The 16655-nt window shown below is 39.1% G+C and carries 17 protein-coding genes; all 17 read right to left on the bottom strand.

Annotation, left to right across the window (positions count from 1 at the left end; translation table 11 throughout):
* Positions 1–23: 23 nt before the first annotated feature.
* A complete protein-coding gene (locus tag PRU_RS10335) occupies positions 24–611 on the bottom strand; it encodes a hypothetical protein (RefSeq protein ID WP_013064906.1) in 588 nt (195 codons plus the stop codon).
* The gene (ftsZ, locus tag PRU_RS10340; protein WP_013064148.1) at positions 608–1879 is read right to left on the bottom strand and encodes a cell division protein FtsZ; all 1272 of its coding nucleotides are present in this window, start codon (positions 1877–1879) and stop codon (positions 608–610) included. Before ftsZ ends, PRU_RS10335 begins: the two co-directional genes overlap by 4 nt.
* Positions 1880–1964: 85 nt before the next feature.
* The gene (locus tag PRU_RS10345; RefSeq protein ID WP_041386105.1) at positions 1965–2498 is read right to left on the bottom strand and encodes a hypothetical protein; all 534 of its coding nucleotides are present in this window, start codon (positions 2496–2498) and stop codon (positions 1965–1967) included.
* Between the two features lie 36 nt (positions 2499–2534).
* Entirely contained in the window at positions 2535–4580 is a 2046-nt protein-coding gene (locus PRU_RS10350) for a tetratricopeptide repeat protein (RefSeq protein ID WP_013063374.1), read from the bottom strand.
* A 28-nt stretch (positions 4581–4608) separates the two neighbouring features.
* Positions 4609–5475 (bottom strand): nucleoside phosphorylase, encoded by an 867-nt coding sequence (locus tag PRU_RS10355; protein WP_041386107.1) that lies wholly within the window; start codon positions 5473–5475, stop codon positions 4609–4611.
* Between the two features lie 39 nt (positions 5476–5514).
* On the bottom strand, positions 5515–5811 hold the full coding sequence (locus tag PRU_RS10360) for a DUF805 domain-containing protein (protein ID WP_041386108.1): 297 nt from the start codon (positions 5809–5811) through the stop codon (positions 5515–5517).
* A gap of 78 nt (positions 5812–5889) precedes the next feature.
* Complete coding sequence (locus PRU_RS10365) at positions 5890–6267, bottom strand: hypothetical protein (RefSeq protein ID WP_013065137.1); 378 nt, start codon at positions 6265–6267, stop codon at positions 5890–5892.
* A gap of 11 nt (positions 6268–6278) precedes the next feature.
* Complete coding sequence (locus PRU_RS10370; RefSeq protein ID WP_013065581.1) at positions 6279–9188, bottom strand: cation-translocating P-type ATPase; 2910 nt, start codon at positions 9186–9188, stop codon at positions 6279–6281.
* A gap of 11 nt (positions 9189–9199) precedes the next feature.
* Positions 9200–9574, bottom strand: a complete 375-nt coding sequence (locus tag PRU_RS15865; RefSeq protein WP_187288010.1) for a hypothetical protein — start codon at positions 9572–9574, stop codon at positions 9200–9202.
* 469 nt (positions 9575–10043) lie between these two features.
* Positions 10044–10463, bottom strand: coding sequence for a hypothetical protein (locus tag PRU_RS10375; protein ID WP_143040026.1), 420 nt, complete (start codon positions 10461–10463; stop codon positions 10044–10046).
* Positions 10464–10605: 142 nt separating this feature from the next.
* Positions 10606–10782 carry a hypothetical protein gene (locus PRU_RS16125; RefSeq protein ID WP_177168130.1) on the bottom strand — a complete coding sequence of 59 codons (177 nt, stop codon included), beginning with the start codon at positions 10780–10782 and terminating at the stop codon, positions 10606–10608.
* A 1-nt stretch (position 10783) separates the two neighbouring features.
* Positions 10784–11812 carry a PrsW family glutamic-type intramembrane protease gene (locus PRU_RS10380; protein ID WP_013064782.1) on the bottom strand — a complete coding sequence of 343 codons (1029 nt, stop codon included), beginning with the start codon at positions 11810–11812 and terminating at the stop codon, positions 10784–10786.
* Positions 11809–12330: a DUF805 domain-containing protein gene (locus PRU_RS16340; RefSeq protein ID WP_143040025.1), complete on the bottom strand. Its 522-nt coding sequence runs from the start codon at positions 12328–12330 to the stop codon at positions 11809–11811. The genes PRU_RS10380 and PRU_RS16340 overlap by 4 nt, the downstream gene beginning before the upstream one ends.
* Positions 12331–12337: 7 nt before the next feature.
* Positions 12338–12742, bottom strand: coding sequence for a hypothetical protein (locus PRU_RS10390; RefSeq protein WP_041386112.1), 405 nt, complete (start codon positions 12740–12742; stop codon positions 12338–12340).
* A 4-nt stretch (positions 12743–12746) separates the two neighbouring features.
* Positions 12747–14225: a helix-hairpin-helix domain-containing protein gene (locus PRU_RS10395; RefSeq protein ID WP_013063837.1), complete on the bottom strand. Its 1479-nt coding sequence runs from the start codon at positions 14223–14225 to the stop codon at positions 12747–12749.
* Positions 14226–14228: 3 nt separating this feature from the next.
* Complete coding sequence (locus tag PRU_RS10400; RefSeq protein WP_013063570.1) at positions 14229–15608, bottom strand: PP2C family serine/threonine-protein phosphatase; 1380 nt, start codon at positions 15606–15608, stop codon at positions 14229–14231.
* Complete coding sequence (locus tag PRU_RS10405; protein ID WP_013063981.1) at positions 15605–16651, bottom strand: TerY-C metal binding domain-containing protein; 1047 nt, start codon at positions 16649–16651, stop codon at positions 15605–15607. Before PRU_RS10405 ends, PRU_RS10400 begins: the two co-directional genes overlap by 4 nt.
* Between the last annotated feature and the right edge of the window lie 4 nt (positions 16652–16655).

Raw genomic sequence — 16655 nt, forward strand, 5'->3', positions numbered from 1 at the left:
ACAATACACCAAACAAATAACAATTAATTATGCAAAAGTACAACCAATTCCCTAGGCAAGGTAATAATTTTCAGGCGTTCGTACCAGATACGGTTTGAGCCTTCAAAGTGTTTCTGCGTGTGACTACTGATAATATAGTAGCTGGCCGTGTATTCGTCCATCATATCCAGGAACGTCTTTTTAATGCGCGAACATTTCTCGTTGATGGCATTATCCAGAGGGTTTACCAGATGGTCAACGCCCTCAATAATCTTATCCCTATCCAAACCTTTGGCCGTAGCAGTATAGTACTTTATTAGTTCATCGCGATAATCAGCCAATCGTTTAAACTCTATACCCTCAGGATGCGCCAAGAACAGCAGATACACCGCCTTATGCACAGGTTGCAGTTCTATCTCCTTCTGATAATCAGCCAAAATAAAGCGATAATCTTCCGTAATAATAAGCCGGCTCAATTTGGCCTTAGACGCCTCTATGCGTAGCTCCTCCAGTAAAGGTGCACCAATAGCCTTTAGCAACAGGTCTTTTCGCCCTGCTGCATGCAATTGCTTAGCCAATGTACTCACCTGCTCAGCAATCTCCTCTACCGTATATGGTGCCTCGTGGTTCATTCTGTTACGCTCTTCATCACTTTATCCAACCAAGCCTTCAGTTTCGTTACCGTGGTAGACTCCTTTGGCACAATCTCCTCTTCCACCACAGGCTCAACTACTACAGGGGGCTCGGGTTCTACTACTGGTGGCTCGGGGGCTGGCGCAGGTTCCACGTCGAACTTTATTTCTGTCTGTATAATTCTTTCCGCCATAGTGGTGGGCTTTTGGGGCTTATATAGCTTCGGAATCAAATCTTCATAATAGTCATTCTCATCATGGTGCACCTCTTTCTTTACCTCGTTGCTCAGGTCGTCCTCCAGTCCCGTAGCCAATATCGTCACCTTGGCATCTTCGCCTAAGGTATCATCAGTTGCCGTACCCCAAATCACATCAATATTAGGATCCAACTGGTCAAAAAAGTCGTCTATCTCCTGTAGTTCGCGCACAAAAATCGGATACTCATCGCTGGCATAGATATTAAAAAGAATACGCTTGGCCTTACCGATATCGTTGCCATAAAGCAAGGGAGAATCGAGCGCATCCAAGATAGCCTTTTCTACACGATGTTCGCCACTAGCACGTCCCATCGCCATAATGGCACCACCACCATTACGCATCGTTGTTTCCACATCACGAAAGTCACTTTTTATCCCCCCATCACTCGGCATGGTAATCAGTTCTGAGATACCTTTAACAGCATCCATCAGGATGTTATCTGCTCGTTGAAAAGCCTCTTTTACCGACAATTCTGAATCGGCATACACATCACATAGGCGTTCGTTGTTCACAATCAGCAAAGCGTCCACATTCTTACGCAGCTCATCAACACCCTTCAGTGCCTTGATAATCTTTCGTTTTTTCTCGAAGTAGAAAGGGATGGTTACCACGCCCACCGTAAGCAGGCCCATTTCCTTGGCCACACCAGCCACCACAGGGGCCGCACCAGTACCAGTGCCACCACCCATACCAGCAGTCACGAACACCATCTTGGTACCATCGCTCAGTAGCTTCATTATATCGTTAATGTTAGCCTCAGCCTCCTTCTTACCAAGTTCGGGATTGGCACCCGCTCCCAGGCCACTCTCACCCAGCATGATCTTTACAGGCACAGGCGAACGCGACAACGACTGACTATCCGTATTACAAACCGCATAAGTCACGCCCTCAACGCCCTCGTTATACATATTCCTAACGGCATTGCAACCACCTCCGCCAACACCAATCACCTTGATGATGCCCTGCATCGTATCCTTTACGGGACCAAAATCTAATATCTCTTCACCCATACCTCAAAATATTACTGCTGCAAAGATACAAATAATCCTCGAAACAATCAACCCTTCCACTCCTCGCAAGCCTTGCGAAGGTTAATTATTTCGGGTTCCAATCATGCACCAACTCCTTCAGGCGTTCCACTTGATTATCTTCGATTCCCTCAGGATAGTCTAATGCGAGCACAAAGATATCTTCATCACCCAATACGTATTTCTCATAGCATTTATATTCATTGTTTTTCGCTCTGCTTTCCATATAGAAATAGTTTAAGTGCAATTCCTTCATGGTAATAGTATCATTCCCAATCTCCATGATAAATCTTTCTACAGAATTAGCGAATGTATTTACGTCCCAGAGTTCATATCTTGGAATAGAAAAAGTCCTAAGCGCAACATTATTTCCATTGATAGTATAGTAGAACGAGGCATGCCCACTATCCTGCTCTGCAGTATTAACCTCAAAGTAATCTGGATACACTACCCTATACATTGGATTCACAAACACAAACGTGTCCAACCTCTCCCAAGTAATCACCTTTTGCGGACTAACCTGATGGTTCTTTTTAGCACAGCACATCAACAACAATATGATGCCTGCCCCTGATATCACTCCTAATATTAACTTTTTCATAAGTTTTGGAGTTTTTCGCTCACAAGATAATTACTATTACGGATTGGTAGTTTGTGTTATCTTTAGAACATCCCTGCCATTATCGATTTCTATTCTACCTAATCTTCCAAGCACACTCTGGCCTAACAACAATGGTGCTTTTTGGTTTCTAACCACCGAGGCACGAACATTCTTTAATTCTAATCCCCCAAAGTTTACTTTGCGTAAATTGATAATAGTACCAACACTTACTTCACCATTGGCATCCATGTAGTGTTGACTGCCAACGACATCTTTATCTGTAAGATAATCGTTCTTCATCATAAAGGTGGCTTCAACCATCGACAAAGTAACATCACTTGCCCCAGTATCAAACACAAAGTGCAGAGGTAAGTCATTAATTGTGCATTTTACCTTGCACACCCCACCTTCTTTGGTAAAGGGGACTTCAGTAACTTCTGTTTTACCTGATTGTTTGCTTTCAACGGAATCGTCCTCGTATTCTTTCAGTTCTCTTTGATGCTTTTCTTTGTATTCATTTACCATACTTTTAAACTCAGATAAATTGCGAATATTATCCAAGTCTCTATCTATCGCAATGTGTGCAAATCTTCTATATCCGTGTGAAAAAGCCATTCTAAGATAGCTCAATGCTGTTTCTTTTTCATCCATCAACGAATACAAACATGCTGCATCATAATAAGAATCATTTGATTTTTCAATAATCTTGTTCATGAAATCAATAGCTTTCTCCTTTTCCCCCAAATGGAAAAAAGCAAATTGAGCTACAGAGTGATCGCTTGGCTCAACATCCAGTTCTATAGCTTTCAAGAAATCTTCTTTTGCCAAATCAGAATCCTTTCTTTTCTCATACATTTTACCTCTACAGAAATAGGAATATGCATCCTCTGGGTCAAGTGTTACAGCTATTGTGTAGTCATCTATAGCGCCATCGGTATATCCCCCATTCTCTTTAAACCATGCTCTGCGATGATATGCGTAATCCCATTCGGGATAACTATTTATAATATCATCCATAACCCTTATTGCATCGTCAACACGACCTGATTCATAATACACATCTGCTTTGGTAGCCTGAGCTCTAACATCTTTAGGATCCATTTGGAGCGTTTTTTCCAAATACGTCAAAGCCAAATCGTACTCACCAATACTCTCATAACATACAGCAATACTTCTGAATATCACAGAAGTCGTATTTATCTCTGCCGCCTTTTTGTAATACTCAATAGCCTTCTTCGTAGCACCTTTCCGGTCATATACCACTCCCAAATAATAAGGCCATGCCTGATCATTAGGATTCTTATTACTTTGAATTACTAATTTCGTCTTGAGTAGTGCGAAAGCATCATCCACGATGTTTTGCATAAGATAATACGCTTTTTGATCGCCATCTATTATCAACGCAGCAATGATATCGTCAATAGCCTCACTATACTTCTTTAAGCCAATATAGCTTTCAGCTCTAAATGAATAAACCGATGAGTAATTGTTGTCCAACTTGACTACATAATCAAATTGCTTGATAGCGTTCACCCATTGCTCTTGGGCATTAGCATTACGTCCAATCCCCATATACCCCATAACATCACCAGGCTTTAGCTCTATCATCTTCCGATAGTCTGCATCAGAACGAGCATAATCACCTTGCTCGTAATATACCTGCGCCCTATCCTCATAAGGTTTTGTTTCATTGGGTTTCAAACGTATTGCTTCGGTATAGTCAGATAAAGCTTTGATGGTATCTCCCAAATGTAGATATATGTCTCCTCTTGTGGTATGTGCAAACGAAGTGTAATCCACGTCTTTCTTTGGAAGGTATTTTATTGCCAAATCAACAGCAGTAAGCGCTCTACCATATTCCTCTGAACGAGTTCTTAACGAAGCTATCCACACAAACGAATATCCATTTTTAGGATTCTCCTGTACATCTTTGTTGAAATAATCAAGAGCATCCTCGTATTTCTGCTCCTGAATAGCCTCATGCCCCCTTAAGTAATTATATGTTTCTGGGCGCTTTATGTTCTGAGCTATAGTTTGAAGACAACAAACTACAGAAAGACAGGTTAATAGTAATTGTTTCATGCTACAAGTTTTTATATGTTGACACGTCCTAAATTCTATCCATTACAATTTTAATCAGCGAATTAAACGATTCATTCTTATCAAGATGCGAAATCTGTCCCGCATCATCGACAATACAACAAGAAATAGCTTTATGCCCCAACAATGATGCAAGTCCTATTATTGAAGCGGACTCCATGTCTATATTACATATACGTTCTCCTTCAAATTCGAATGACGCTAATTTCTCTTTAAGCATTTTGTCTTCTAATGGAAGTCTTAGTCCTCTACCCTGTGGAGCATAGAATCCTATACAAGAGACTGTATATCCACGCATAAGATCATCTTGAGCGACCTGCTCAATTAGTTTTTTCACTGTTGTAGCAACATATGGTGAGCCCTTAATAGGATTCCAACTCATATGGTCTACGAAACTCTTTTCTAATGATAAATCACATACAGTATCTCTATTAGCATAGAAATTCAGTAAACCATCAAAACCAATTGCCTTTTGTGTAACAACAGGCGTTCCTGGTTTAATATTTGGCTGTACGCTTTCACTTATTCCGACATTAACCATCGTTAGAGTACGGTGCTCGTCTTTTTCTTCTCGTGTTACATAATCGATATTTGCAAGTGTATCAAGTTCGTTAATAACGATGTCCATATTCTCTGAGCCAAAACCATATGACAAGCAAGTAATCCTTTTTTCTTTATATGTACCTGTGATGGTATGGAACTCACGGCTTTCTACTTCACACTCTCGGGTTTCATAATTATCTGCGACCAAGTTAACTGATGCAGGATCACTAACAAGAATAATACGGTCAGCCAACTGCTCTGGACGTAAATGCAAATGGAAACATGATCCATCTGAATTAATTATCAATTCTGATTCAGGAAATATTCGCTTCATTGTTCTTATTTGTTATGAACTGTATATCGTTATAGGTTATCACTCAGGTTTGCCATACTCATTTTCTCCATCATCACCTTTGGCAATCATAAGCCAAACGAAATATAGAGGAATTAGTTGCCACCAGCCAGAATTCCCAATATCATGGCATCTTTTAGCTCCCTGCATTAACATGAATACCCACAGGATTATCAGTATAATAGCATAGGCCCCATTATTACTTGGTGCTCCAATAATAAGTCTACAAATAAAATCAGCTCCGATAAAAATCAAAAGAGATAGTATATATTCCACTCTTCCAATTCTTCCGTTTGAATAAAATGGTGCCCTAAACATAATTTATAGTATTCAAATTTTTTATTAATTAAATTGGATTAGAAGGCACAAATAAGTGCCTCTAATCCTATCTAAATATCAGAGTAAGTCTTCCAAAATCTTCGGAAAATTCTTAGATTTTGCCTTGATGTTCAGTAACAGTGCTTTTTCTGTGCCATCAACTTGACCGTCCCCCTTAATCTTATCATAGAGATACTGAGCTTCATCATCATCAATCTCCCCTGGACTTGTTTCGTCATCAAGAACAAATGAAGTGATGGCCTTAACAAAGAATATCTCCCATGAAGGATCATTGGCCTTACCAGTTACAGCATCATTGAGCTCAAAGAGGAAGTCTGCTTCATCTTTGTCAATCACACCGTCTTCATACAAGACCTCTTCCAGTTCTTTTACTTCGTCAGCATCGATGATACCATCTGCCAACAATTCTTTTTTCAATTCTTCTAAAGATTTCATAATTTTACATTTTAGATTTTCTTTATTAATGCAAACAATTCACGTATAATCATTACCAAAGCAGAACCAATAATAATGATAGCCCAGTCAACCATCTTAAGTGGAACGACGTTAAAGAAGCTGTTAAGGAACGGGGCCTGAACTATGAGGATTTGACCAACCAAGATAATAATGGTAATGGTAATGAATCCGTCACAGCCTTTGAGATTCAAACCGCTACCGCCACTCTTATACGCTCTGGCATTGAACATATACCAGAAGTGTGTCATCACAAAAATTGTAAAGAGCAATGTTAACTCGTAAGGTGTCACAGCATTCTTCTCTGGAGTAAGTGATAATGTCATGAGATCGGTGAGCTGCTGAATATCACTATGCTGGAAAATATAGAGGAATCCAAGTAATAATACGAAGAAGAAACCACCAACACCAATGATATTAGCGAGCATTGACTTATCCAGGATAAAGGCCTTTCTATCTCTTGGTTTATCATTCATTACTCTATCTGTTGGAGGTAGAGCAGACAGTGCAAATGCAGCGAATGTATCCATGATTAGATTGACCCACAACATCTGTGTAACAGTTAATGGGGATTCTGTTCCCATAAAAGCACCACAAAGAACCAGGAAACAAGCTGCAACGTTTACGGTAAGCTGGAATAGCAAGAAACGCTGTATGTTCTGGAAAAGTGAACGTCCCCACTTCACTGCACGGGCAATACTTGCAAACGAATTGTCAATGATGGTAATGTCGCTAGCTTCTTTAGCAACGCTAGTTCCTGCACCCATAGAAAGACCAACATGGGCTGCATTAAGTGCAGGAGCATCATTGGTACCATCACCTGTAACAGCAACAACCTGATCTTTTGCTTGCAAGGCTTCTACAAGTCTCTTCTTGTCCATTGGGCGTGCACGAGCAATAATCTTGAGGTCATTAACTCTCTCCAACAACTCCTTCTCAGAGAGAGAAGCAAAAGTACGTCCGTCAATAATATTCCGTTCTGTATATGAATCCTTCCAGATACCAATCTGGCGACCAATCTCACGAGCCGTTGCAATTGTATCACCAGTAACAATCTTAACGTCAATACCTGCATGCAGACATTTCTCCACAGCATCCTTAACATCTTCACGAATAGGATCCTCAATGCCTACGATACCCATAAACGTTAAATCATCCGCAACCAGTTTGCCATTCTCGATGACCTTTTGATCATCTTCAATAATCTGGTAAGCAAAACCTAAGGTTCTCATCGCTTTCTTCTGATAGTCAAGAAGCGTCTTCTCATAATCCTCTTTGCTATGATTTGACGGCATGTGTTTACATAAACCTAATACTATCTCAGGAGCGCCCTTAACATAAAGCACTTTCTTTCCCTCCTTGACGCCTGATTGCACCATTGTAGCCATATACTTCCTCTCTGTAGAGAAAGGTACTTCTGCCAAACGACTTGTAGCTTCACGCAGTTCCTGATAACTCTGTTTCTTATTGTAGAGCCAAAGAAGAAGTGCGCCCTCAGTCGGGTTGCCAATTGCATGTGGTTTTCCTTCAGAAAAATCAAGCGAAGCTGTGGAGTTCACAGCCATTGCTTCATATACAAAAGCATCCTCGTCAATAACACTTTCCTTAACTTGCATCAGATTCTGAGTGAGAGTTCCGGTCTTATCTGTGCAAATTACAGTGGTCGCTCCCATAGTCTCACAGGCGTGCATCTTACGAACAAGATTATTCGTCTTAAGCATCTTACGCATAGAATTTGCCAGAGAAAGTGACACGGCCATAGGCAATCCTTCTGGAACAGCGACAACAACCAAGGTAACAGCAATCATTATCGTTTCTAATGAGTATGCCATCAAATGAGACATCTCAGCTTCTGGCAAGAGTAAATTATGAAGTCCGATTACTGCACCTATAAAAATTGCGAAGAATACAACAATCGTCGTCATACACTGCCATTTGCTGAAATCTTCAAACTTCTTAATAACAAGCCAGAAGAAAATGGCAGTAGGAATTATCAATCCCCAAACAGGTAATGCCCAGTCAAAATAAACCAAGAGTTTACCAACGATGATTAAACCAGCAAACACATAACTAATATTCGTAATGAGATCGCTAAGACCATCTAACTGTTCATTCAGCGGAGTCTTGACCTTCTTAGACACCTTATTCTTTCTTTGCAGTTTGACAGCTCTCTTTTGCTTCTCATCCAAGCCTACCAAAGCCTCGTCATCCTCTTCTTCATCATCAAAATCTGCACCGACTAGAGACTGCATTATCTTTCCATTTTCGGTATTATCTCCTACTGCAAAAACTTCTGCATAACCGTGACCTTCCATAATTTGGGTTCCACGGTATATCTGGTTACAGGGGTATGTCGCTTCGCTATCAAACTCTGCCTCATTAGTTGTTTTAGGATGGACAGGCTCACCAGTAAGAGATGATTCGTCAACATTCAGACTAACGGCTTCCAACAGTTTCGCATCTGCAGGAATCTCCTGACCTGTCTGAAGAACCAATATATCGCCAACAACAATGTCGCATTTTGGTACTTCTACAACATTACCGTTTCTAATAGCTAGTACAACCTCTTCATCATTAACCTGATTCAAAAGAGTAAACTCCTTTTGAGCTTTTAATTCAAAATAGAAACCAAGACCTGTAGCTAACAGGATAGCAACAAAGATTCCAATAGGTTCAAAGAAAACAGGAAAAGGTTCACCTAATCCCCAGAATTCATAACAGGATACTCCAATAGCGAAGATACCGATTACCATTAATATTACAATCAAGGGATCTTCAAACTTCTCAAAATACATTTTCCACAGAGATTCTTTCTCTGGTGGAGTTAATCGATTCGCGCCATGTTTCTTACGGCTTTCGAGCACCTGGGCATCGGTTAAGCCAGTGTAATGATTTTGTTTCATAAATAGATTTTTTATTTATTAAATAACTTATATGCAAAATAATAAACCGCACCAACACCTAAGGATATTGCGCAAATAGCATAATCTGAAACACAAATACCCCAAATAACACCACCTGCAGTGAATAACGCTATGTATGATACAGTCGATAACACAAACCACATCCAAGCAAGAGTAACAACAACTCCAGCAGAGATTGAAATTAATAATGACGCTATTACAGTATTGTTCCTACATATTGCCAAAAAAATCAGAATTGAGGCGATAACCCCAAAAACTTTGTAAAAATGCCCAAAAAGCACCAAACAATCTTGTATTCTATCTCGCATAATAGTCTTTTTACCTATTTTGCGTTCAAGACCTGATTTAGAAACAGAACTGCTCATATTCATATTTTGTGTCTTTATTCCATGTTACTTCATTTAATTGATATTGTTAACTACCTTCTTAAGCCATCCTTTGATGTTGAATAGCAGGTACAATAGAGCTATCAGAGTTACAATTATTGCTATCACTTCTCCAGTTCCCGGATATGTGATACCTATATAATATAGGCCCCAGAATACTAATACAAATGCGATAGGAATTATTTTTCTCATCTAATTATTTCTTTTAATGAACTTCTTTAAATAGTAATTACAACAATATATTATTGAAATAAGGGCAAAAAGTAGTATTGCAAACATTAAGAAATCACCTAATTGGGGATATATTAGTGTCAAAATGAAAAATCCAATCCAATATAAGGCGGTACTAAAACAATGCAATACTTTTTTCTTCATATTTTAATCAACTTTTATTCCGATAACCATCTTGCTACTCCATCATGGTGAAAGCATAACACTTATTCATAGCCTACTTGTTTTTCTCAAATTCTGCTTTAGATATACCTTGTCCCATTCCTCCTCTTCCTGATGACACAAAGAACTCTAAGGTGCCTTGTGAATAACCAGCAGCATCACATTGGACAGAGAACGGAGAAGATTTCTTGTAAAGGGTTTCAAATCCTTTTGTTGCTTTCGTTTTGGTAAAATAAGTGTCACTCTTTGAAAACGTAACATAACCTGAAGATTGGGGAGCTATAGAAAGAATCTGATACAACCCTCTCTCTCCCGTTCTCATAATCTTAACCGTCAAGGAATACGACGAACGATTCATTATCGTCAACGATGCTTTATGAGATGATGAAACGTCGCTGTCAGAATACCAACCCTGAGCACTAGCATTTACGATCAGTCCCATTGTAAGGACAAACATTAATAATAGCTTTTTCATATTCATGTCTTTTTTTTGATTGTTATTATTGATAGTGCAAAGGTACATCCTTTTTTTTATTCTTTTCGTAATTCCCAAACATTGCAATACTCCTACACGAATTGTTGCACTTATTAGTTTGCAAGGTTGCATCGAATCAATTTCACTTCTTAAAGAGGGCATCCAAAAGCATTTTGCCAATCTTGCGTTCCAAACCAGCCTTCGACGTAGGTACGCCTGTTCGTCTGGCAACATTTTGCTTTGCCTGCGTTATTCCCAAAGCCCTTTTCCATGAAAAAGTTAATCCAGGAATTCCTGTTCCATTTGATCTTTTTGCCATATTATTGTCTGAGTTTTGATTGATAGTTTACAGTTTGTTTCAAATATACCATGAGAAGCATTAAGCCGATGAATACCAAGAACAAAGAAACGAAAGGCCATGAAGAAATAGAATCATACAGGCCATGAATCAGTGCCGGTATTGTGAAAGCCAGAACATACAATCCCTTACGATACTTTGGATAGAGATTCGCAAATGAGAGGAAGTAGCCAGTAATACCACACCAACAAGCATGTAGGAATGGTAGACTAGTTAAACGTAATATGTTCAGATAAAAAGATACCGTATATTCTTGTTCAGCATTGACAGTCATTTGATATTGCACACCTTCCCATACACCAAAGGCTATGCCAGAAATCAAACCATAATAAACTACTGTTTGTGGAATAAGCGGCTCTTTTGCTTTATATAAAATAATAAGAAGAGGAACTGCTTTAGCCAATTCTTCGGTAAAGCCCACTCCAAGAGTATATCCTATAATATTCAAAGGAAAGACTGTTTCTGTAAACGAGTAGAATGGGTTTAAATTGGGCAAGCCAACCCCCCAAGCAGCAAAAACAAAAGCCTGTGTAATAAAGAATACGGCTAAAGTCGTTTTAAGTCCAACCTGTGGAGTCTTAAAACAGTCATAGAAAAACAATCCCCATATAACAGAGAAATAGAGAGATACTTCATAAAAGACAAAGAATCCGCCAAGTGGTATCTGCATGATTAGCATAGGTAACAACCCTACTAATGCCAAAATCAAGAATCGTTGGTCAAATAAGAATTGCTTGGAAAAGAGTGTCGTCCGTGGGAAAAGTAGCTCTCCTCCGATTGCTGCAATTTGTGAAAGGATGTTGCCTTTATTTTGACGATGTACTTTTAGATTAGCCCTTTTGAGATAATAGCCAACGGTTTGAGGAATGCTCTCCCCAACAGCAATGGCTTTATCATGGAGTAGTATCTGACCTGTGTTTACATACGAAAGCAACGTATGCTCATCGTATGGACCATATGGTTTGTTATTTCTTATAATATTTATATTCATGACATTACATTTCGTCCTTTGGGGTCTGGGCCATAACTGTTCTCATACGCATCACCATCTCCAAAGAGCATCCATAGCCCGTAAAATGGAATTATTTGATACCAACCACTATTATCACGATCATGACATCGTTTCGCTCCTTGTGCCCATATAAACCAATAACCAGGAATTAAAAAGAAATACATCATTCCTTCACTCCCATTATTAGCTCCCACAATAAAACCAACAATAATAGCGTAGATATAAACTATTATGGTTGATAACCAATATTCTGTACGTCGAATTCTACCTTCAAATGAAAATGGATGAGCAAACATACTCTGCCTTTCATTTTGAGATAAGGAAGACTCATTTGGACTAGAAAGAACAGATTTATCATCTGTATTTTTTTCCAAACTAATTCCAACTTTTCTATATGACTCACACGACATCTGATTGTAATTTGGTGATGCATTATCTACATTACATATACCAGATGCATAATGAATGCATTGTAAACACTGATCTTTTATTGCCATAACATTATTATACTCTAGTTATCTTACAAAAATTATTAGACTCGATATACTGAACAACGTCAAAAATTGCATCTGGTTGTTCTGTATCCTGCAATCCCCAAATCATAGATTTTTCACTGTATTTAGATTTGATATAGAACATCTTAAACCAAAATTTAGCTTGGCATATAACTTTATTCAATATAGAATCCAAATCATAGAAAAAAATGTATATCACCTCTAGTTCTGAAGAAAAATATATTTCCTTAATCCAATTCCACTCGAAGAATCCTAATGAGCCATTTTTGTCCGCAAGATAAATTCCTTGCTGACTGATTCCAACCCAATCTGATTCTCCAAAGAGTTGTGCTTTACCTATTTTGTATAGAAAGTCTCCTTTTACATCCTTATATGTCCTTTTAATATATTCCATAATATTAATTATTTACAAGTTGAACTACAATCAATCTGCCCCCATCTTCTGTAGAAAGGAGTATTTGGCGGCCATCAGTCAAAGGAACAAAGCCACCAACAGGTATCTGCTTGTTTTCTGTCTTATCCCACAAAGAATTAAGCCTGCGATTGATGAGAATCCACTGACCGTTATGAAAGTGGAAATCGCCTACAGGCCTTTTGTTCTCATCTGTAGTCTTCTCATTAGCTGCAATGTATCGATTAACATGCCACATATAAAGAGTCTGTTTGTCATAGACCATTAGGCGATAATTCTCTGGTATGAACTTTCCTTTTGATGGAGAGTAATAGAGATTAAGAACAGGTAACTGACCATGATACTCCTGACCACAGAAAGGACAACGTGGTTTCCTCGTGTTGTCGAAAACAAACCAATGGGCCTCGCATTTACTGTTCTGACAAGGTTGGACAAGATCTGTAGTCCTAACAAGAGCATCTTCCCATTCTGCTGCGCTTGGTCGCTTCATAGGGTCATGAAGTCCATCGATAAAGGCACGGTCAAACAGAGCCTTCAAATAAGGTCCACAAATTGTATAGGGCAATTTTGAAGGGTCACCCTGTGGAAGTTCTGATGGAGCCAATTGCTGGGGTTTAACTCTATTGGAATTGTCTGTAGGGTGTTCTATAAAAAGAGCTTTGATACCCATAGATAACTCCTCATCTCGTCCAGCGTCATTCACATCATGAACTTTACCACCACGAAGTGGATGTCTATTGAGCAGATACATATATATCAAGACAGCCAAGGCATGGCGGTCTGTGTAAATACTTGGCAATTTCCGATTTTTATCCGTAAGCGGAAGCCCTTTTGTTTCCATAACCTCTGGAGCTATGAAGTCGGGAGTTCCTAAAACCTCTGGTGGAAACTTTCCTGGAACAACAAGGCTGTCATCATCTATAATGCATGCAGCTCCAGTAATTGGGTCAACCAATATATTCTTATATGACAAATCGGAATGTGCAAGTCCTGCTGCATGTAACCTTCGGACTGCTCTTGCTATTTTTATACACATATGTAGATTCGTCAAGAATGTACCCTTTTGATCAGCAGGTAAGAAACGATTTCTCAATTTTGCAGAAGCAAACCATTTCCCTTCCTTTTCTTTGCCATCAAACGGACCACCATCAAAAAAATACTTTCGGTCGTAGAATGGCATGACTATTCCCATCTTACCATTCCATTCAACCATTTTTGTTGGCCAAGCGAACATCTGTTTCCAATAATCTCCACCTGGACCATTAAATATTTTTTCTCGATAAATACCAACGATATTATTAATTCTTTCTTTATCATTAGGATTTACAGGTGTTCTGTAAAATGCTACAACATACGACTTATCTGGACTGAAATAAACATCTTTCACTCCACCTTGTGCCTTGATTTCGTCTATGAATTCAACGGTACTGCCATCAGCGGCTTTCAATGTTATTTTCTGTGCCATAGGCTAATATAATATTGCAATAGTTCTATCATCATGGTTACCTCTATCCCAGAAGTTAAGCCAGCCAAGAAGCTGTTCCTGCGATTTCTCGTTGTCATCAGTTAACTCAACACCATTATCAGCAAGGTCTTTCCATAACTCGTCCCACATATCTATATTTTGGAGATTGGCATCTGTTTCAAATTTTGGGTCACTCACGCCATCAGTCATTAACATAAGCGCAGTGAAGTCTGGATAAATCTTAAAGCGGCATCGATTGTAAAAAGAATTGCTATCGCTGAATATTTCTGGCATTGTAAGGAAACGTGTTTGACCTGCAAATTCCCCTTCATCTGGCATACCTAACATATCTGCAGTGTGATTGTCTGCGTCATATACGCACATAGCACCATCACCAACCCAAAAAGATGCAACCGCCCAACCAAAATCAAATCGTTTACATATAGAAAGGAGTAACGTCGTTGCATAATCCTTCATCTTTGCGCCTTCTTTTCTTTCGGCCTCTTTCTTGATGGCATTATAAGCTTTTAATGCTGCATTCCCAAGAATTTTATAAGAAAAATCCCTCACACCTCTCAATTGCATTTCGTCTTCTGAATATATTTTTATGGCCTCTTCGAAATCAGCGCAATCCATAAGGGCATTTATGCAGTGCTCTACTACCGTCTCACAAGCGATTCTTGAACCTTCTCGAGAATACTTTGCAGAACCTGCACCGTCAGCGACTGCCATAATATACCATTCTGTATCCTTACAGTAATGCAAGAGAAAATGATCATCGCGAGGCTTACCTTCATGAGCATGAGAACGACCACGTTGACTTGCTGCTACAATATCCTTTCGGGGAACACCGTCTTTTTCTTCAACTTTCACATATTGCATCTGTGAATCCTCTTTGTAATATTCTGTGTCTCTAGGAGTTGGAATATCTTTCCAAAGAGTCTTGGGATCAGGATTTAATATAAAAGTCAATTTTCTCTCCAACCACTCTTCACCTTCAAGGATTCCTTTGGGTTTATATCTAAGGAAAAGAATAAAATCTCCACCTTTTATATCCTCTGGCTGAGCAGTTCCGGAAATAATAAACCCGGTATCTGTTTTCTCAAAATTCAAACCGATAGCATCAAGTCCGATTATTTCGTAATCTTCAACACCATCTACTTTAAAATCAACAGAAGTTTTATACTGCTCTCCAACTCTTCCATTAGGTAAAATTATTGGAGCAGAATCTACAGCATTCTTAATTATAAGCCTTTCGTCCATACGTTCATTTTTTATCTTGTTCCACAATCCACAGACAAGTCTTTTTTCAAAGTCTTCAAATTCACAATCTGTGGGTTCTATGCCAGCACGGCGCAATACTTCTAAAAAATAGTCTTTCATCCTCGTCCTCTAGTAATGTTCATTCCTCCTTCTTCAATCTCACCAAGAGCACCTTCCGTTCCACACCAAGGGCATGCCTGAGTATTACCATCAGAACACATGATATTACCGCAATCGCATACTACTACTCCATATTGGTTGCCACAACACGGACATGTTGGCACTCCACGCAGTGACATCGTATTAATATTTTGGTTAGATTTACCTTCACTCAAACTGTTGTAAATTTCCTCGTCAACAGGAAATGCACCAACGAGTTTATAATCAGTCGCCTTTATTCCAAGGCTTTCCAATCCGCGAATATCTCCAATACGTTTAGCATATTTTACAAGATATGTTTTCTTTGTGTTTGAACACTTTCCCATAAGAACGGCAAAGTTCTCATCGACAACACACTGTTCTTCTGTATTTACTTTTTCCAGGTTAATGCCATCCATCGGAGCAAGCTGTAAATCATCAATACCAGCATCTGTTACTGAAACGCTACTGGTTTTAATCGATGCTGTCACCCATTTAAAGAAAGCCTTGAACGAATACTCGTCGGTCTCTTTCAATCGTAAAACATTCTCAGTAAGTTTCCCCAATAAATGGGTATCAGCATTATCTCCTAATGAAATACAAACAAGATTGCACTTTTTTTGATATAGCTTTTGCCATCTTTCAATAGCAGGATTGGGATTGTCTGTAGGTGTACCATCTGTAAACAGGAAGATGATTGGTTTCCAGTCTCCTTTCATTTCTGATGTAGTCTTTTGAACAGATTTCTCCATATCATCCATCAAATAATTGAGGGCAGTCCCTAAAGAAGTACCACCACCAATCGGGAATTTTGGAGGATAGAACTTATATAGTTCTGTCAATGGAGATAGGCTCTTGGCCTTACCAGCAAAGGCGATGACGGACACGAAAACCGTTTCAAGAGCATAAGGATCTGTCCTCAATTCCTGAATGATATTCCTCATTCCATTCTCTACTTGTGTGATGGGGTCTCCCACCATTGACTCTGATACATCAATCAGAAAATATATTGGTAATCTTCTCATATTT

The sequence above is a fragment of the Xylanibacter ruminicola 23 genome (assembly GCF_000025925.1).
GTDB lineage: Bacteria > Bacteroidota > Bacteroidia > Bacteroidales > Bacteroidaceae > Prevotella > Prevotella ruminicola.

What these genes read in the sequence shown, in the direction of transcription:
- PRU_RS15865 (WP_187288010.1), bottom strand. Translation starts at nt 9,574, where the DNA reads ATGAGCAGTTCTGTTTCTAAATCAGGTCTTGAACGCAAAATAGGTAAA.
- PRU_RS10335 (WP_013064906.1), bottom strand. Translation starts at nt 611, where the DNA reads ATGAACCACGAGGCACCATATACGGTAGAGGAGATTGCTGAGCAGGTG.
- PRU_RS10380 (WP_013064782.1), bottom strand. Translation starts at nt 11,812, where the DNA reads ATGAATATAAATATTATAAGAAATAACAAACCATATGGTCCATACGAT.
- ftsZ (WP_013064148.1), bottom strand. Translation starts at nt 1,879, where the DNA reads ATGGGTGAAGAGATATTAGATTTTGGTCCCGTAAAGGATACGATGCAG.
- PRU_RS10375 (WP_143040026.1), bottom strand. Translation starts at nt 10,463, where the DNA reads ATGAAAAAGCTATTATTAATGTTTGTCCTTACAATGGGACTGATCGTA.
- PRU_RS10370 (WP_013065581.1), bottom strand. Translation starts at nt 9,188, where the DNA reads ATGAAACAAAATCATTACACTGGCTTAACCGATGCCCAGGTGCTCGAA.
- PRU_RS10355 (WP_041386107.1), bottom strand. Translation starts at nt 5,475, where the DNA reads ATGAAGCGAATATTTCCTGAATCAGAATTGATAATTAATTCAGATGGA.
- PRU_RS10405 (WP_013063981.1), bottom strand. Translation starts at nt 16,651, where the DNA reads ATGAGAAGATTACCAATATATTTTCTGATTGATGTATCAGAGTCAATG.
- PRU_RS10390 (WP_041386112.1), bottom strand. Translation starts at nt 12,742, where the DNA reads ATGGAATATATTAAAAGGACATATAAGGATGTAAAAGGAGACTTTCTA.
- PRU_RS10365 (WP_013065137.1), bottom strand. Translation starts at nt 6,267, where the DNA reads ATGAAATCTTTAGAAGAATTGAAAAAAGAATTGTTGGCAGATGGTATC.
- PRU_RS16340 (WP_143040025.1), bottom strand. Translation starts at nt 12,330, where the DNA reads ATGGCAATAAAAGATCAGTGTTTACAATGCATTCATTATGCATCTGGT.
- PRU_RS16125 (WP_177168130.1), bottom strand. Translation starts at nt 10,782, where the DNA reads ATGGCAAAAAGATCAAATGGAACAGGAATTCCTGGATTAACTTTTTCA.
- PRU_RS10345 (WP_041386105.1), bottom strand. Translation starts at nt 2,498, where the DNA reads ATGAAAAAGTTAATATTAGGAGTGATATCAGGGGCAGGCATCATATTG.
- PRU_RS10400 (WP_013063570.1), bottom strand. Translation starts at nt 15,608, where the DNA reads ATGAAAGACTATTTTTTAGAAGTATTGCGCCGTGCTGGCATAGAACCC.
- PRU_RS10360 (WP_041386108.1), bottom strand. Translation starts at nt 5,811, where the DNA reads ATGTTTAGGGCACCATTTTATTCAAACGGAAGAATTGGAAGAGTGGAA.
- PRU_RS10395 (WP_013063837.1), bottom strand. Translation starts at nt 14,225, where the DNA reads ATGGCACAGAAAATAACATTGAAAGCCGCTGATGGCAGTACCGTTGAA.
- PRU_RS10350 (WP_013063374.1), bottom strand. Translation starts at nt 4,580, where the DNA reads ATGAAACAATTACTATTAACCTGTCTTTCTGTAGTTTGTTGTCTTCAA.